Origin of the sequence: Rossellomorea vietnamensis, assembly GCF_025398035.1 — a bacterium.
Lineage (GTDB): Bacteria > Bacillota > Bacilli > Bacillales > Bacillaceae_B > Rossellomorea > Rossellomorea vietnamensis_B.
Genome location: NZ_CP104558.1, coordinates 2543409 through 2560359 on the forward strand (window position 1 = coordinate 2543409; position 16951 = coordinate 2560359).

The 16951-nt window shown below is 44.8% G+C and carries 15 protein-coding genes, 2 tRNA genes and 2 rRNA genes; 3 read left to right on the forward strand and 16 right to left on the reverse strand.

Going from position 1 to position 16951, the window contains the following annotated elements; genetic code table 11:
* Positions 1-12: 12 nt before the first annotated feature.
* From N5C46_RS13015 to groES, 5 genes are all read right to left on the reverse strand, one after another.
* Positions 13-1413: a fibronectin type III domain-containing protein gene (locus N5C46_RS13015; protein ID WP_261749010.1), complete on the reverse strand. Its 1401-nt coding sequence runs from the start codon at positions 1411-1413 to the stop codon at positions 13-15.
* A gap of 229 nt (positions 1414-1642) precedes the next feature.
* Positions 1643-2830, reverse strand: coding sequence for an alanyl-tRNA editing protein (locus N5C46_RS13020; protein ID WP_261749011.1), 1188 nt, complete (start codon positions 2828-2830; stop codon positions 1643-1645).
* A 64-nt stretch (positions 2831-2894) separates the two neighbouring features.
* Complete coding sequence (locus N5C46_RS13025) at positions 2895-3047, reverse strand: hypothetical protein (RefSeq protein WP_224521598.1); 153 nt, start codon at positions 3045-3047, stop codon at positions 2895-2897.
* Positions 3048-3254: 207 nt separating this feature from the next.
* A complete protein-coding gene (gene groL / locus N5C46_RS13030; RefSeq protein ID WP_034766062.1) occupies positions 3255-4889 on the reverse strand; it encodes a chaperonin GroEL in 1635 nt (544 codons plus the stop codon).
* Positions 4890-4944: 55 nt separating this feature from the next.
* Entirely contained in the window at positions 4945-5232 is a 288-nt protein-coding gene (groES, locus tag N5C46_RS13035) for a co-chaperone GroES (RefSeq protein WP_034766060.1), read from the reverse strand.
* A gap of 289 nt (positions 5233-5521) precedes the next feature.
* On the opposite strand from groES, the gene N5C46_RS13040 reads away from it, so the two are divergent.
* Both N5C46_RS13040 and N5C46_RS13045 read left to right on the forward strand, forming a co-directional pair.
* Positions 5522-6265, forward strand: a complete 744-nt coding sequence (locus N5C46_RS13040) for a CPBP family intramembrane glutamic endopeptidase (RefSeq protein ID WP_261749012.1) — start codon at positions 5522-5524, stop codon at positions 6263-6265.
* The gene (locus N5C46_RS13045; protein WP_034766057.1) at positions 6262-6471 is read left to right on the forward strand and encodes a YdiK family protein; all 210 of its coding nucleotides are present in this window, start codon (positions 6262-6264) and stop codon (positions 6469-6471) included. The genes N5C46_RS13040 and N5C46_RS13045 overlap by 4 nt, the downstream gene beginning before the upstream one ends.
* A 15-nt stretch (positions 6472-6486) precedes the next feature.
* Here N5C46_RS13045 and tatC read toward each other — a convergent pair whose 3' ends face one another.
* Genes tatC through N5C46_RS13060 form a run of 3 tightly spaced genes read right to left on the reverse strand, consistent with a single transcriptional unit; the run spans position 6487 to position 8172 of the window.
* Positions 6487-7254 (reverse strand): twin-arginine translocase subunit TatC, encoded by a 768-nt coding sequence (gene tatC, locus N5C46_RS13050; protein ID WP_261749013.1) that lies wholly within the window; start codon positions 7252-7254, stop codon positions 6487-6489.
* A 15-nt stretch (positions 7255-7269) separates the two neighbouring features.
* The gene (locus tag N5C46_RS13055; RefSeq protein WP_034766054.1) at positions 7270-7440 is read right to left on the reverse strand and encodes a twin-arginine translocase TatA/TatE family subunit; all 171 of its coding nucleotides are present in this window, start codon (positions 7438-7440) and stop codon (positions 7270-7272) included.
* Positions 7441-7494: 54 nt separating this feature from the next.
* Entirely contained in the window at positions 7495-8172 is a 678-nt protein-coding gene (locus N5C46_RS13060) for a redox-sensing transcriptional repressor Rex (RefSeq protein WP_034766052.1), read from the reverse strand.
* Between the two features lie 191 nt (positions 8173-8363).
* Here N5C46_RS13060 and N5C46_RS13065 point away from each other — a divergent pair, with 191 nt between their 5' ends.
* The gene (locus N5C46_RS13065) at positions 8364-10304 is read left to right on the forward strand and encodes an ABC-F family ATP-binding cassette domain-containing protein (RefSeq protein WP_261749014.1); all 1941 of its coding nucleotides are present in this window, start codon (positions 8364-8366) and stop codon (positions 10302-10304) included.
* A gap of 347 nt (positions 10305-10651) precedes the next feature.
* Here the strand turns inward: N5C46_RS13065 and tsaD are convergent, their stop codons facing one another.
* From tsaD to N5C46_RS13105, 8 genes are all read right to left on the reverse strand, one after another.
* A complete protein-coding gene (gene tsaD, locus N5C46_RS13070) occupies positions 10652-11668 on the reverse strand; it encodes a tRNA (adenosine(37)-N6)-threonylcarbamoyltransferase complex transferase subunit TsaD (protein ID WP_261749015.1) in 1017 nt (338 codons plus the stop codon).
* Positions 11665-12087: a ribosomal protein S18-alanine N-acetyltransferase gene (gene rimI / locus N5C46_RS13075; RefSeq protein WP_261749016.1), complete on the reverse strand. Its 423-nt coding sequence runs from the start codon at positions 12085-12087 to the stop codon at positions 11665-11667. The genes tsaD and rimI overlap by 4 nt, the downstream gene beginning before the upstream one ends.
* 36 nt (positions 12088-12123) lie before the next feature.
* Positions 12124-12822, reverse strand: a complete 699-nt coding sequence (tsaB, locus tag N5C46_RS13080) for a tRNA (adenosine(37)-N6)-threonylcarbamoyltransferase complex dimerization subunit type 1 TsaB (protein WP_261749017.1) — start codon at positions 12820-12822, stop codon at positions 12124-12126.
* On the reverse strand, positions 12819-13274 hold the full coding sequence (tsaE, locus tag N5C46_RS13085; RefSeq protein ID WP_261749018.1) for a tRNA (adenosine(37)-N6)-threonylcarbamoyltransferase complex ATPase subunit type 1 TsaE: 456 nt from the start codon (positions 13272-13274) through the stop codon (positions 12819-12821). Before tsaE ends, tsaB begins: the two co-directional genes overlap by 4 nt.
* A gap of 167 nt (positions 13275-13441) precedes the next feature.
* Positions 13442-13518, reverse strand: a tRNA-Asp gene (locus N5C46_RS13090).
* A 118-nt stretch (positions 13519-13636) separates the two neighbouring features.
* Positions 13637-13710, reverse strand: a tRNA-Met gene (locus tag N5C46_RS13095).
* 79 nt (positions 13711-13789) lie between these two features.
* Positions 13790-13906, reverse strand: a 5S ribosomal RNA gene (gene rrf / locus N5C46_RS13100).
* Between the two features lie 102 nt (positions 13907-14008).
* Positions 14009-16944 (reverse strand): 23S ribosomal RNA (locus tag N5C46_RS13105).
* Positions 16945-16951: the final 7 nt, after the last annotated feature.

A 16951-nucleotide genomic window follows, 5' to 3' on the forward strand; every position in this document is an offset into this window, starting at 1 on the left:
TATCACCCCTATTTAATTCTCAATAAATGAACTTCCATGTATCATTAGAGCAGGAGAATTATTCAGTATATCCGTTACATATTGATTGGTGGATTCATTGGTAAAATCAAAATCAGATTTAAGGATTAAATCTCCCCGCCCGTTTCTGGCATAAAGTTTAACTCGGTATAATAACCCCTGCATAGTTGTCGTGTTATTCTTACTTGCGAATAAATTAAATCGATCAGTTATTTCAGCCTCATTTACCCCTTCAATCCGAACAGTTACGAATTGCCCGGAAGGAATCACTGCATAACTTGTACTCGCTTCATACCTTCCATTTACATATAATTCGCACCCTGAGCGGCGATAGCTGGCACCATTGTGCTGGGTATAAATTTGAACCCCAGATGTTGCCCCCTCTATTAAATAGTTACTCCAGGAATTGACTTTGGGATTGAGGGAACATTGTATTTCCATAGCGTCAAAGGTGATTTGAGGAGTTTCTACATAATCGCTTCCTCCTCTAAGAGATAAAACTACATCACCTTGAGTTTTAGAGACAACCGACCTACCATTCGATTCATGATTATTTTCATTTCTCGTAACGACTCTGAATGAATATACAGTGGAACTCATTAGTTGGGTAATCTCGAATGATGTTTCTGTTGTAGTACCTACCAGAGTTTCCCCTACAAATACTAGATATTCTAAAGAATCTTTCGTCCTGAAGTTAGGTTTCCAATTGAGCGTTATAGAATTTTTCGTAATATTAAGCGCTTGAAGTTCAATGACATCCAGTGGAATGACGTAACGAATAGGCTCGTCTACAGAATAGTCTTCTAAACTCAAAGAACCTCCACCAACATTTTGTTTACCGGCTTTCCACTTACCCTGGGAATAAACCAATACATCCCCATCCGTTAATTGATTAGGCGGCAGTTCGATATCCAGTAGATCAGACAGGCTATGACTATGAGCAGCATCCGCTTTAGAATCCCAATTAACCTTCTCATCATCCGTCACAAATCGATGATCTTCATCTTCCGTTATCATACTTGCCGGATGTGATTCAGGATGGGTATATTCAGTACTAACTTGTTCTTCACCGTCAATGGTAAGTTTGTTGGACGAGGAGATCCCTAATCGATCCAGAGTGGGTTTGTTAGGATGGGAATGACTTGAGGTGGTTAAATCATTAATAGCCGTTTCATGGTTTGAGATTTCACTTAAGTCTATGGAAGACTCAGAACCCGTTTGTTCAATTTTATCTAAGATGGATTTATTTGAATGCATATGCTTTTCTTGATCTAGTTGATTCAACCTGGTTTCGAGTTGATCAACTTCCGCTTGAATTCCACTGTCATCATAAACAACAATTTCCGTGTCATTAATGATGATCTTTCCATTATTACCTGATTCGTTGACTGCCATCTACACAGCCTCCTTAGTATATTTCTTAAATTCACATTTGCTTATCCAGTATCCATTATTCACTTTTCTTTAAAAATAGTAATAAAGTAATAGTTGGACATGCTTTATTTTATGCACATGCCGTTAAGTGGTGATTAGAATGTGGAAATATCCATTCTTTTGTCCCTAAGAAAATAATTGAATATTAAATAGAGCCACCCAATCATGCCCGGTGGCTCTATCACATCTTTTATAGTTGTTTTGTCAGAGCTTCTAGCAACTCTTCCTTACTCATAATCGCCTCTCCTCCACCTTGAACAAACCACTCTTTCCCGCCGCCTTTTCCATTGATGAGCGGAAATACTTTTTGTGCGACTTCTCTTAAGTTAATAGTCGGGAGCGATCCCTTAGCCGCTACGAGCTGAAGCTTTTGATCATTATGCACGACCAGCATCACAATCGCATCTTCTCTCTTAGAAATGATGTGCTGTGCAATCTTCTGAAGTTCCTGGATTGGTCTGTCATTGTAAGCTCTTTGGATAAGCATATAGCCATCTTTTGGGAGTTCAGGTAACCCTTCAGCTTCATACGTCAACAGCACCTCTTTCAAGCCTTCCAGTGCTTTCTCCTGCTCTTTCTGTTTGGAAATCAGCTGCTCAGCCGTCGATACCATGTTTTCTTCCGGTGCCTGCAGGACACTTGTGAGCTCTTTCAGCAGTCCATGCTTCCGGTGCAGTTGATGGAGGACCCGGTCACCGCAGATAAACTGCAGGCGGATATGGCCTTTGTGCTTTTCCCAATCAAGGATCTTGATGGCCCCGACTTCGCTCGTGGAACGTGGATGAGTTCCACCGCACCCGTTGTAGTCGAAGTCCGGGATGAAGACGAGTCGGATTTCATCTGTGACGGATGGCTGTTTGCGCAGCGGATAGTCGGACAGTTCCGCTTCCGTCACCCACTTCGTCTCGATCGGACGTGCTTCCCTTATGATCCGGTTGGCTAGCTCCTCTGCTTTCGAAGCATCTGAGTTGCTGATGTCACTGACGTTTAAGTCAATGGTGAGGAACTCTTTCCCGAGATGAAAGCTGATCGTCTCATATTGCAGTGCTTCTGCAAATGCGGCCGACAGGATATGCTGACCGGCGTGTTGCTGCATATGATCGAATCGGCGTTCCCAATCGATCTGCCCTTCGATAACTTCTGAAATGTCTTCAAACGGTTCTTCTATGTAATGACGGATTTCTCCGTTCACCTCTTCAACGTTGATAACCCTCTTATCCTTTAACGTTCCCGTATCATGGGGCTGACCGCCACCTGTCGGATAAAAAGCCGTTTGCTCTAATACGACGTACCAGCCTGACTCATCCTGTTGCTGATCCTGAATGGATGTGTGAAAGCTTTTCATATAGGCATCTTGATAGTATTGTTTGACTGTCATCGGTAACCCTCTTTCTGAAATGTTCTATCCATACTTTATCATAAGAAGGATGGATGGAACCACGTCAGTCCCTTGGCTTCTTCTCGATCGATATTGGTACTGTCCCGACTTGTTCCCATGGAATTTCCCATCGTCTTTCAAATTCTTCTTTAGCCCGCTCGTCCCCTTCAATGATCCGTTCTACCAGCGTCCTGAGATCCATCGTTGTATAGTTCATGTTATCACCTGCTTTGGTTTAGTTAAAAAGTAGAAGTCACACGCAGTATACGTAAATCGTTTCGGTATGGATGTGTTTTTATCATACTTTTTACCTATATGGTGATTTTGTAAACTCTTTAACTCTCTTAGGACGTAAAAAAAGTGGTCACTCCATAAGGAATGACCACTTTTATCTGGATAGCTCCAGGAAATGGGCGATGATGTATTACATCATGCCGCCCATTCCACCCATGCCGCCCATACCGGACATATCCGGCATGCCGCCGCCTTCTTCAGGAATGTCCGCTACTACTGCTTCAGTAGTCAGGAACATTGCTGCAACAGACGCTGCGTTTTGAAGCGCAGAACGAGTTACTTTGGTTGGATCTACGATACCTTTTTCGATCATGTTGACCCACTCACCAGTAGCTGCGTTGAATCCGACACCTACTTCTTCCTTCTTCAGACGTTCTACGATGATAGAACCTTCGAGTCCAGCGTTGTGAGCGATTTGACGGATCGGCTCTTCAAGAGCACGCAGCACGATGTTGATACCAGTTGCTACATCTGCATCCGCTTCGATTGATGCTACTTTGTTGTATACGTTCACGAGTGCCGTACCACCACCGGATACGATCCCTTCTTCTACTGCTGCGCGAGTAGAGTTCAGGGCGTCTTCGATACGTAGTTTACGCTCTTTAAGCTCAGTTTCAGTTGCAGCGCCGACTTTGACAACTGCTACTCCACCTGCAAGCTTAGCAAGGCGCTCTTGTAATTTTTCTTTATCGAACTCAGAAGTGGATTCTTCTAATTGAGCACGGATTTGGTTTACGCGAGCTGCGATTTTTTCTGGATCTCCAGAGCCTTCTACGACAGTCGTGTTTTCTTTCGTTACAACTACTTTCGCAGCGCGGCCAAGTTGAGTGATGTTCGCAGATTTAAGGTCTAGGCCTAAATCTTCTGTGATCACTTCTCCACCAGTAAGAACTGCTAAGTCTTCAAGCATTGCTTTACGACGGTCACCAAAGCCAGGAGCTTTAACAGCTACTGCGTTGAATGTTCCGCGAAGTTTGTTCACAACAAGCGTTGCAAGAGCTTCACCTTCAACATCTTCAGCTACCATTAATAGTGGCTTACCTTGTTGAACGACTTGCTCAAGAACAGGAAGTACTTCCTGGATGTTACCGATTTTCTTGTCAGTGATCAGGATGTATGGATTTTCTAAGACAGCTTCCATTTTATCAGAATCAGTGACCATGTATGGAGATGCATATCCACGATCGAACTGCATTCCTTCTACTACATCAAGTTCAGTTGTGAATCCTTTAGATTCTTCGATTGTGATAACACCGTCGTTACCAACGCGCTCCATTGCTTCTGCAATCAGTTGGCCGACTTCTTCGTCAGCTGCTGAGATTGCCGCAACTTGAGCGATGGAATCTTTGCCTTCGATCGGCTTGGAGATCACTTTTAATTCTTCGATAGCCGCTTGAACCGCTTTTTCAATCCCTTTACGTACGCCAACTGGGTTTGCACCAGCTGTTACGTTTTTAAGACCTTCACGGATCATAGCTTGAGCAAGGACCGTTGCAGTCGTTGTACCGTCACCGGCGATTTCGTTTGTTTTGCTTGCTACTTCAGCAACCAGTTTTGCACCCATGTTTTCGAATGCATCTTCCAGTTCGATTTCTTTCGCAATGGTTACACCGTCATTTGTGATAAGTGGTGAACCGAATTTCTTCTCAAGCACCACGTTACGTCCTTTTGGTCCAAGAGTTACTTTTACTGCATTTGCTAATTGATCGACACCGCGAAGCATGGAACGGCGTGCTTCTTCGCTGAATTTAATATCTTTAGCCATTATAAAGTCCTCCTCTTATTTAAATAATGTATGGTTTACTATTACGGAATTTAAATTATTCGCCAACTACAGCCAGAATATCGCTATCGCGAAGGATCAGGTATTCTGTGCCTTGGTATTTCACTTCTGTACCAGCGTATTTAGAGAAAATGATTCGATCGCCGACAGCTACCTCAAGAGCAACGCGCTCACCGTTGTCAAGAATGCGACCAGTACCTACAGCCATCACTTTACCTTCTTGTGGCTTTTCCTTTGCGGAATCCGGTAGCACAATACCGCTTGCTGTTTTTTCTTCTGACTCAACTAGCTCGATAACGACGCGATCACCTAGTGGTTTTAACAAGTGAAACAACCTCCTTGAATTATGTAAATGTTTTTTATTAGCACTCGCTCACTGTGAGTGCTAACACAACTATTATATTAATTAATTCGTTTTCATTTTGCAAGAGTCCTGCCTAAAATTTTTTTCGTCATTTTTCTCTTTTTTTCACACCCTCCTATCCTATGCCCTCCTTTCCCCATATATTCCAGGGTGAATAAAACCCTTAGATTTGAACAGTTACGGTTTTCTTAGTAGAATTGTACAGGAGTAACATGACCGTTATCTTACAGGTGCTAAAGGAGATCAAACGTTGAAAAAACATTTCGGATTTATTTTAATTGCCTATATCGTCATGCAGCTTTCAAGCATTGTCGGGGTACCCCTTTTATATAAGATCGGTGTCGACGTCCTCAGTAAGCCCGATGAGACGGTACGGAGCCTTGTCCCCGGATACTGGCTTGTCATCAGCTTCACGCTGACCCTTCTCATTGTGGGAGGCATCTTAAGGAAAAGCGAAACCAGCACCCGGCTTGAACGGAGTGCTCCCATTGGTGCCGGCCGTTCGATTGTTTGGGCGGTTCTCGGGATTTTCATGGCATTCATCGCTCAATCGGTTGCCATACAGGTTGAATATGCATTAGGAATCCAAATGGGTTCTGAAAATACCCAGATGATTATCGGCATCATTGAAAAGGTTCCATTATCCATGCTGGTCGCGGCCATCATCGGACCCATTCTGGAAGAGATCGTATTCAGAAAGATCATTTTCGGCGTTCTGTATGAGAAGATGCATTTCTTCTTTGCTGCTCTCATCAGCTCGGTCATCTTCGCTCTTGCCCATTTCGAGCCTGAGCATGTGATCCTGTATTCAGCAATGGGATTCACCTTTGCCTTTCTTTATGTAAAAACGAAGCGGATCCTTGTGCCAATATTTGCTCACGTGGCCATGAATACAACGGTCGTTCTAATGCAATCTATCTATAAGGACGAAATCGATAAAATGATGAATGAAGCTGAAAAAATACAAGGATTTATTGGAGGATTATTTCTATGAGGAGATCACCATTATTCTCAGGAGTGATCTATCTCCTTCTCGGTGTGCTCTTCACATACTTTGCTGTACAAAACGTACAGAATGATGAAGGTTGGGGATTTTTCACGTATATGCTCATCTTTCTTGCAACCCTGGACTTCGGTTCCGGGTTACGGATGGTCATGCTGCATTTCAAAATCAAAAAACAAATAAAGCACAAAAAATAAGGATTGATCATTTGATCAATCCTTATTTATATCCTCGTACTTTTCCATTTCAAGCTTCTGCTCTGCCTCAATCACCTTTTTATATCCGATCTTGGATATCCAGATGCTGATTTCATATAGTATGAACAACGGTACCGTCACCATTAGATGGGACACGATGTCCGGTGGGGTGATAAGGGCCGCGATGACCAATAAGATAAAGTAGGCTGCTTTCCTCATTTTTCCCATCATCATCGGTGTGACAATACCTAACCTTGTAAGAAAAAGCATGGCTACGGGTAGCTGAAACAGAAAACCGAAAGGAATCGTGATTTGGAATAAGAAATGGAAATATTCGTTTATCCCTATCACTTGTTCTATATTTAGGTTCGTTGATAAACCCATCATGAATTTCACGATATATGGAAACAAAATAAAATAAGAAAATGACAATCCGCCTAAGAAAAGGATAAGGGAAACTGGAATATAACTAAGCGTCACTTTTCTTTCTCTTTCATATAAACCAGGGCTCACAAAAGACCAGACTTGAAAGAGAATGATAGGGGATGTCATGATCAAAGCAATGAACATGATCATTTCCATATAGATCTTGAGAGGATCTGTGATACGAAAGGCATTCATGGTTAACTCTTTCGCTTCATCGGCATGCTGTAAGTATCTGATCAGCGGTTCTGCAAGAAAGAAGCTTACCACAACTGCTAACAAGAAGAAAACGACTACAAACATGAGTCGTTTTTGCAATTCTCCTATATGTTCATAAACTGTCATGTCTCTTTGACTCATGGCGTTCATCCTACTCTACTTAGCACTATTATTTTTTTCGTCTTCATCATCTGCTAAGCCTTTTGTTGCATTTTTAAATTCACGCAATGTATTTCCTGCCGCTTTTCCTAATTCCGGAAGTTTCTTAGGGCCAAAAATAAGTAAAGCAACGACTGCTATTAATACGAGGCTACCTGGACCTGGCATAATGAGACACCTCCTCTTTTACCATTCTATCATAACGTAAATATGAAGAATTTTCTATTCTGTTATGATTCCATCTTGTGACATTTCCGTGTCATCCTCCGAGTAATGCTTCAAGAAGTATACGAGTGACTGAAGTTCCACCGCCAAGTCGATATGATGGACGCGGATATGGTCGGGCACCGTCAATCTCGCAGGGGTGAAATTCAGTATCCCCTTTATATTCGAAGAAACCAATCGGTCTGTGATATTCTGAGCAGAAGATGCCGGTACCGTCAGAATCGCTACTTCAATATCATGCCCCACAAGCTTCTCTTCTAAATCATCTAAATGAAAAACGGGTACGTCGCTGATTTGAGTCCCGACCTTCTTTTCATCTACCTCGAAAGCCATTTCAATCTTCGTATTATTATTCTTGATGAAATTATAATGAAGAAACGCTGTACCAAGATTCCCCACCCCGATCAGCACGACCTTTGTAAGGGCATCCTGATCCAGTGTCTTACGGAAGAAGGATAACAGATAATTGACATTATAGCCGTATCCCTTTTTACCCAATGCACCAAAATAAGAAAAGTCCCTGCGGATCGTAGCAGAATCAACTTTCACCGCTTCACTTAATTCCTTTGATGAAACCCTCTGCTTACCGGATGAGTACAGATTCTTGATAAATCGATAATATAGCGGAAGGCGCTTGGCCGTTGCCTGTGGAATTTTCGTTGTATCCTGGTTCATATTGTATTCCCCCACATCTATTCAAAACCTCTGATACCGCTTCCAAAATTGAAAGCATCCAGAATTTATTAAACTCTACTACTCATCATACACTATATTTTATCCTAAGTGTACGAAGATTAATAGGTGTTTTATTGCCGTTTCCCTCTCTTATACGGTACACTAGCACTATGAAATAGAGGTGAAACGTCATGATTCTTTTACAAGTGAATCAATTAACAAAAAACTTCGGTGCAGATAATATCCTATCAAATATTAAACTTGAAATACAGACTAGAGATCGCGTTGCCCTTGTAGGCCGTAACGGTGCGGGGAAGTCGACTCTTCTAAAAATAATAGCAGGTCACCTTTCCTACGATTCCGGGGAGATCACAAAGCCAAAAGGCGTCTCCATCGGGTATCTTGCCCAAAATACGGGTCTCGAATCGGATCTTTCCATCTGGTCTGAGATGCTGACCGTCTTTGAGGAATTGAAAGAGCAGGAAAAGAAATTACGATCATTGGAGCAGCAAATGGCCGATCCTTCGGTATATGAACAAGAGGATGTCTATCAACGGGTATTGAAGGAATACGATCAACTCCAGGTTCTCTTCAAAGATTCCGGCGGCTATCAGTATGAAGCGGATATCCGTTCCGTCCTTCACGGATTGAACTTTGCCGATTTTGATTACGAAACAAAGATATCCACATTGAGCGGTGGTCAGAAAACCCGCCTTGCCCTTGGTAAGCTTCTACTGACCAAGCCTGACATCCTCATCCTTGATGAACCGACCAACCACTTGGATATCGAAACCTTATCATGGCTTGAAACGTATCTTCAAAGCTATGAAGGAGCCGTCCTGATCGTTTCCCATGATCGCTACTTTTTAGACAGCGTCGTTAATCAAGTGTATGAAATTTCCCGGAACAGGAGTAAGAAATACCTTGGGAACTACAGCAGGTATCTTGAACAAAAAGCGGAAGACTATGAGAAAGAACTCAAAATGTTCGAGCGTCAGCAGCAGGAAGTCGCAAAGCTCGAGGACTTCATTCAACGGAATATCGCCAGGGCCTCCACCACCAAGATGGCACAGAGCCGACGAAAAAAATTGGAACGTATGGATAGGATGGACAGGCCACTAGGAGATGAGAAGTCTGCCAGCTTTGCGTTTCAAATCGACCGCCCAAGCGGGAATGACGTGCTGCATGTCCAAGACCTTACCATTGGCTACGGGAAAAACGAGACGATTTCCTCCCATATCGATTTCTCTGTCAAAAAAGGGGACAGTATCGCACTCGTCGGACCGAACGGAATCGGGAAATCGACGCTTTTAAAAACATTGGTGAATAAACTTCAGCCTCTCGACGGCACATTTAAATTCGGATCCAATGTGACCATCAGTTACTATGACCAGGAACAAGCCGAACTATCATCGAACAAAACGGTCTTAAATGAACTGTGGGACGAATATCCGATGAAGATGGAGAAAGAAATCCGGACGGTCCTCGGTAACTTCCTCTTTTCAGGGGAAGATGTCCTAAAGCCCGTTTCTACCTTAAGTGGTGGAGAAAAAGCACGGTTAGCCCTCTCCAAGCTGATGATGGAAAAAGGGAATGTCCTGATTCTGGATGAGCCGACGAACCATCTTGACCTGGATAGCAAAGAAGTGTTGGAAAATGCCCTGATCGATTATCCCGGGACGATTCTCTTCGTTTCCCATGACCGGTATTTCATCAACCGAATTGCCACAAAAGTCGTTGAATTATCCAAGAAAGGCTCGACGGAGTATCTTGGCGATTACGATTATTATGTAGAAAAATTACAGCAGCAGGAAGAACTGGCGGCACTAGAACGCATGGAACAGGGTGAACAATTACAGGAGCCGACTCAAAAACAATCCCACAAGATTGATAAAGAAGCGAAAAAACTCGAACGTCAACGAAAGCGCAGAGTCGAAGAAATCGAAGGCCTGATGGAAACACTCGAAACAACCATTCAGGAAAAAGAAGATCTTCTCTGCGATCCTGATATCTTTCAAGATCACGAGAAAGTCCAGGATATTAATGAATCACTCACAAAAGCGAAAGAAGAGCTTGATTCTTTATTGGAAGAATGGACCGAACTGGAAGAACTCCTTCAAGAAGAGCAGTAATCCACAGGATTGGGGATAACAATCACTCCCCAATCCTTTCTTATTCCACATTATTATCCACAGTTAAAATACTTATATAACGTTATTCACAGTAGTTTTCCACACTATACACAAAAATAACTTATGTTATCCACAGCTTTTACCATTATTTAGGGTGAAAAACACTCGTCTTTTTCACAATGTATACACACTAAATAAGTAGTTATTAACAACTTATCCACAACCTGTTGATAAAACGTATGTTCGTCCCTCCCATTTCTCTTTCACCTTTTCAACTTTGTACGTTACTCACAGGATATCAACATATAGTAAAAAAGCTTGAACGATATTCGTTCAAGCTTTCCCTTTTAGAAATTTTCGATATCAAGTCCTGGATGAGCGTTCATATCCATGCTTCCTCTTTTTCCTTGTTGGAATAAAACCGTTCCTGCGGCTGCAATCATAGCGGCATTATCTGTACAAAGGGATAGGGGAGGGATGACCAATTCCGCTTCCATTCCCTCAAAGGCTTCCTCAAGTGCAGCACGCAAGCCTTTATTGGCCGCAACTCCACCGGCAAGTAATACTTGCTCCACTCCATACTCCTTTACAGCCTTAACCGTTTTCGTTACTAACACGTCAACGACACTTGCTTGAAAGCTCGCGGCCAAATCCTGTGGATGAATGGTCATTCCCTTTTGTTTGGCATTATGAAGCGTGTTGATAACCGCTGACTTCAAACCACTGAAGCTGAAGTCATAGGATCCTTCTTCCAGCCATGCCCGGGGCAGATCAAGAGTCGCTTCCCCAACATGTGCCAGCCTGTCAATATGCGGTCCTCCTGGATATGGAAGACCCAATGTCCGTGCTACCTTATCATACGCTTCTCCTGCAGCATCATCGCGTGTTTCTCCGATGACCTCAAAGGAACCGTGATCTTTCATGAGTACAAGCTCCGTATGTCCTCCGGAAACAACCAGGGAAAGAAGAGGGAACCTCATCTCTTTCACTAAGCGGTTCGCATAGATATGCCCTGCAATGTGATGGACTCCCACCAACGGTTTGTTATGGGCGAAAGCAAGTGCCTTTGCCGCGTTAACGCCAATAAGAAGGGCTCCTACCAAGCCAGGACCTTCCGTTACCGCCACACAATCGATATCATCCATCGTCATCCCGGCTTGTTCAAGGGCTTCGTCCAGTACATACGTAACCTGCTCCACATGATGACGCGATGCAATCTCAGGGACCACTCCACCGAATCGCTTATGACTTTCAATTTGGGACGAAACAATATTCGTCACAATCTCTGTTCCATTTCGTATAATCGCCACAGCTGTCTCATCACAGCTTGTTTCAATTCCCAATACTAATGTATCTTTTTTCATAAATTCACCCACATTACTAAAGCATCCTCTTGATTGTCCGAGTAGTACCTCTTACGAATCCCGCCGTCTTTGAAACCGAGCTTACGATATAAGTGCTGCGCAGGCATGTTTGAAACCCTGACTTCGAGTGTCATCACGCGAGCGCCAAATTCAATCGCTATGTCCATTATCTTACGCATAAGACCTTCCCCCAAGCCACGTCCCCGGTAATCAGGAAGCACGGCTACATTTGTGATATGGGCCTCATCCACGACCAGCCACACGCCACAGTAACCCGCAAGGTTCTCTCCATCTGCTGCAACGAGGTAGGTGGACAGGTGGTTATGCTCAAGTTCATTCAAGAAAGCGTCCCGGCTCCAGGGAATGCTAAAAGATTGATTTTCAATTTCCATAACTTCGTTTAAATCATCAACTGTCATAAATCGTATATCCATATTTTAACGATCCCTTATCTTCTATTCAGATTTTTTTTGGGCCTCCAGCCATTTTACTTCTGCTTCCGCCATCCGTATATAGTTGGGAAGCACTTCATGTGCCGTCATCTCTTTTAAACCAAGGCCGATATAAGCCAGTTCAGAAGGACGGGGATTATGACTGACAAATGGTGCGATTCTCGCTTGATCTTCAAGTACTTCCTTAATCAGGCTCTCGTGGATGGAGACATCATTTCCGACAAATAACAAATCTTTATCTAACTCTTTTAACTTTGTCACCCATTCATCGAGCATGATGTTGCGATCCTCTTCCACACAAACCAATCGATCTTCCTGAAACTCATAGAGTCCTGTGTATACCTGTCCTCTTCTGGCATCAAACAACGGAACGATAAACCCTTGAAAATATCGTCCAGACGAAGCCAATGTCGCGAGACTGGACACCGGGATCAGGGGGATATTCAATGACCATGCCAGTGTCTTGGCCAAGGTGACCCCGATTCGTACGCCCGTATAGGAACCTGGGCCGTTTGCAACAACAATCTTCGTTAATTCCTTTGCCCCTACCCCACAGTCTTTTAACAACTGTTCGACAGCCGGCATGGCTCTCACAGAGTGGTTCTTTTTCATATACGTGATGTATTCCCCAATTACTTTATCCTCTTCAATCAGGGCAACCCCAAACGGATAATTGGAGGTATCTATCGATAATATCGTCATGACACAATCTCCTTACACAATTCACTATATCGATTTCCATACGGCTTCAACACGATCCTTCTCTTGGAGTCGCCTTCCCGGTAAATCGACAAGCTTAATAATTCTTTCGGAAGCTGATCCTTAATTAAGTGAGCCCACTCAATGACGGTCACTCCTTCTCCTTCAAAGTATTCATCAAATCCCAAATCTTCAAAGGAATCGTCCAGCCTGTATACATCCATATGATAAAGAGGCAGACGCCCCTTATATTCTTTAATAATGGTAAAAGTGGGACTGTTCACGGTTTTAGTGACACCAAGACCTTTGGCAAGTCCTTTCGTAAACGTTGTCTTCCCTGCCCCAAGATCACCTTCCAGCGTCAACACAGCCCCAGGCTTTAATAGTCCTGCGAGCTTTTCTGCAAAGTGGCCTGTTTCCTCCGGACTATTCGTCATAATCTCAAACTGATTCATGTTAATCTCCTCAATCATCATTTAGAGTATAAAAAAACCTTAGGATCGTTTGTTACCCTAAGGGAGAATGTATATATGTAGTTTACCCTTTTTAGTGTATGAGAGTAAAGGTTCTGAAAAAAGACAATAAAAAAAACGAAACAACGTTTCGTTTGAATGAACAAAAATGGCGGTCCGGACGGGACTCGAACCCGCGACCTCCTGCGTGACAGGCAGGCATTCTAACCAACTGAACTACCGGACCAGAGTTTTTTGCGTAAGCAAAATAACTTTCATTACCTTCACGATAGTGAAAATAACTATCCATGCGTGACTCATGAAAGATTAGCGATAACCTTTGATAAAACAAGTCAAAAATGGTATTGCGGGGACAGGATTTGAACCTGCGACCTTCGGGTTATGAGCCCGACGAGCTACCGAACTGCTCCACCCCGCGACGATAAGAATGATTCTATCTTCTATCTTACTATATGCACCTTCACAAATAAAGTGATTGTACAAAAAAGAATTGTTTCGCCTGGCGACGTCCTACTCTCACAGGGGGAGATCCCCCAACTACCATCGGCGCTGAAGAGCTTAACTTCCGTGTTCGGCATGGGAACGGGTGTGACCTCTTCGCCATTATCACCAGACGAATATTCAATTGAAGGTTTGTTCCTTCAAAACTAGATAAAGAATTGATGTCAAGAAAGCCGAATATCGACCAATTGTTGTTCATATAAATATGACTCTTTGTGGTTAAGTCCTCGATCGATTAGTATCAGTCAACTCCACATGTCGCCATGCTTCCATCTCTGACCTATCTACCTAGTCATCTTCTAGGGATCTTACTCACTTACGTGATGGGAAATCTCATCTCGAGGGGGGCTTCATGCTTAGATGCTTTCAGCACTTATCCCTTCCGCACATAGCTACCCAGCGATGCCTTTGGCAAGACAACTGGTACACCAGCGGTGCGTCCATCCCGGTCCTCTCGTACTAAGGACAGCTCCTCTCAAATTTCCTGCGCCCACGACGGATAGGGACCGAACTGTCTCACGACGTTCTGAACCCAGCTCGCGTACCGCTTTAATGGGCGAACAGCCCAACCCTTGGGACCGACTACAGCCCCAGGATGCGATGAGCCGACATCGAGGTGCCAAACCTCCCCGTCGATGTGGACTCTTGGGGGAGATAAGCCTGTTATCCCCGGGGTAGCTTTTATCCGTTGAGCGATGGCCCTTCCATGCGGAACCACCGGATCACTAAGCCCGACTTTCGTCCCTGCTCGACTTGTAGGTCTCGCAGTCAAGCTCCCTTGTGCCTTTACACTCTGCGAATGATTTCCAACCATTCTGAGGGAACCTTTGGGCGCCTCCGTTACTCTTTAGGAGGCGACCGCCCCAGTCAAACTGCCCACCTGACACTGTCTCCCACCCCGATAAGGGGCGCGGGTTAGAATTTCAATACAGCCAGGGTAGTATCCCACCGATGCCTCCACCGAAGCTGGCGCTCCGGTTTCCAAGGCTCCTACCTATCCTGTACAAGCTGTACCAAAATTCAATATCAGGCTACAGTAAAGCTCCACGGGGTCTTTCCGTCCTGTCGCGGGTAACCTGCATCTTCACAGGTACTATAATTTCACCGAGTCTCTCGTTGAGACAGTGCCCAGATCGTTACGCCTTTCGTGCGGGTCGGAACTTACCCGACAAGGAATTTCGCTACCTTAGGACCGTTATAGTTACGGCCGCCGTTTACTGGGGCTTCGATTCGCACCTTCGCTTGCGCTAAGCACTCCTCTTAACCTTCCAGCACCGGGCAGGCGTCAGCCCCTATACTTCGCCTTACGGCTTCGCAGAGACCTGTGTTTTTGCTAAACAGTCGCCTGGGCCTATTCACTGCGGCTCTCTCGGGCTTGCACCCTACCAGAGCACCCCTTCTCCCGAAGTTACGGGGTCATTTTGCCGAGTTCCTTAACGAGAGTTCTCTCGCTCACCTTAGGATTCTCTCCTCGCCTACCTGTGTCGGTTTGCGGTACGGGCACCTTTTTCCTCGCTAGAGGCTTTTCTTGGCAGTGTGGAATCAGGAACTTCGCTACTATAATTCGCTCGCTATCACAGCTCAGCCTTCGCGATGATGGGATTTGCCTCATCATCAGCCTAACTGCTTAGACGCACATATCCAGCAGTGCGCTTACCCTATCCTCCTGCGTCCCCCCATTGCTCAAACGGAAAAGAGGTGGTACAGGAATATCAACCTGTTGTCCATCGTCTACGCCTATCGGCCTCGACTTAGGTCCCGACTAACCCTGAGCGGACGAGCCTTCCTCAGGAAACCTTAGGCATTCGGTGGATGGGATTCTCACCCATCTTTCGCTACTCATACCGGCATTCTCACTTCTAAGCACTCCACCAGTCCTTACGGTCTAGCTTCGCAGTCCTTAGAACGCTCTCCTACCACTGACACCTAGAGGTGTCAATCCACAGCTTCGGTGATACGTTTAGCCCCGGTACATTTTCGGCGCAGAGTCACTCGACCAGTGAGCTATTACGCACTCTTTAAATGGTGGCTGCTTCTAAGCCAACATCCTGGTTGTCTAAGCAACTCCACATCCTTTTCCACTTAACGTATACTTTGGGACCTTAGCTGGTGGTCTGGGCTGTTTCCCTTTCGACTACGGATCTTATCACTCGCAGTCTGACTCCCATGGATAAGTCTTTGGCATTCGGAGTTTGTCTGAATTCGGTAACCCGATGAGGGCCCCTAGTCCAAACAGTGCTCTACCTCCAAGACTCTTACACATGAGGCTAGCCCTAAAGCTATTTCGGAGAGAACCAGCTATCTCCAAGTTCGATTGGAATTTCTCCGCTACCCACACCTCATCCCCGCACTTTTCAACGTGCGTGGGTTCGGACCTCCATTCAGTGTTACCTGAACTTCATCCTGGACATGGGTAGATCACCTGGTTTCGGGTCTACGACCACATACTCAAATCGCCCTATTCAGACTCGCTTTCGCTGCGGCTCCGTCTTATCAACTTAACCTTGCATGGGATCGTAACTCGCCGGTTCATTCTACAAAAGGCACGCCATCACCCGTTAACGGGCTCTGACTACTTGTAGGCACACGGTTTCAGGTTCTATTTCACTCCCCTTCCGGGGTGCTTTTCACCTTTCCCTCACGGTACTGGTTCACTATCGGTCACTAGGGAGTATTTAGCCTTGGGAGATGGTCCTCCCAGCTTCCGACGGGATTTCACGTGTCCCGCCGTACTCAGGATCCACTCAAGAGGGAATGAAGTTTCAACTACAGGGTTGTTACCTTCTTTGACGAGCCTTTCCAGACTTCTTCGTCTACTCCATTCCTTTGTAACTCCGTATAGAGTGTCCTACAACCCCAAGAGGCAAGCCTCTTGGTTTGGGCTATATCCCGTTTCGCTCGCCGCTACTCAGGGAATCGCAATTGCTTTCTCTTCCTCCAGGTACTTAGATGTTTCAGTTCCCTGGGTCTGCCTTCCATACTCTATGTATTCAAGTAAGGATATTGTTCCATTACGAACAATGGGTTCCCCCATTCGGAAATCTCTGGATCAAAGCTCACTTACAGCTCCCCAAAGCATATCGGTGTTAGTCCCGTCCTTCGTCGGCTCCTAGTGCCAAGGCATCCACCGTGCGCCCTTCATAACTTAACCGAATTGG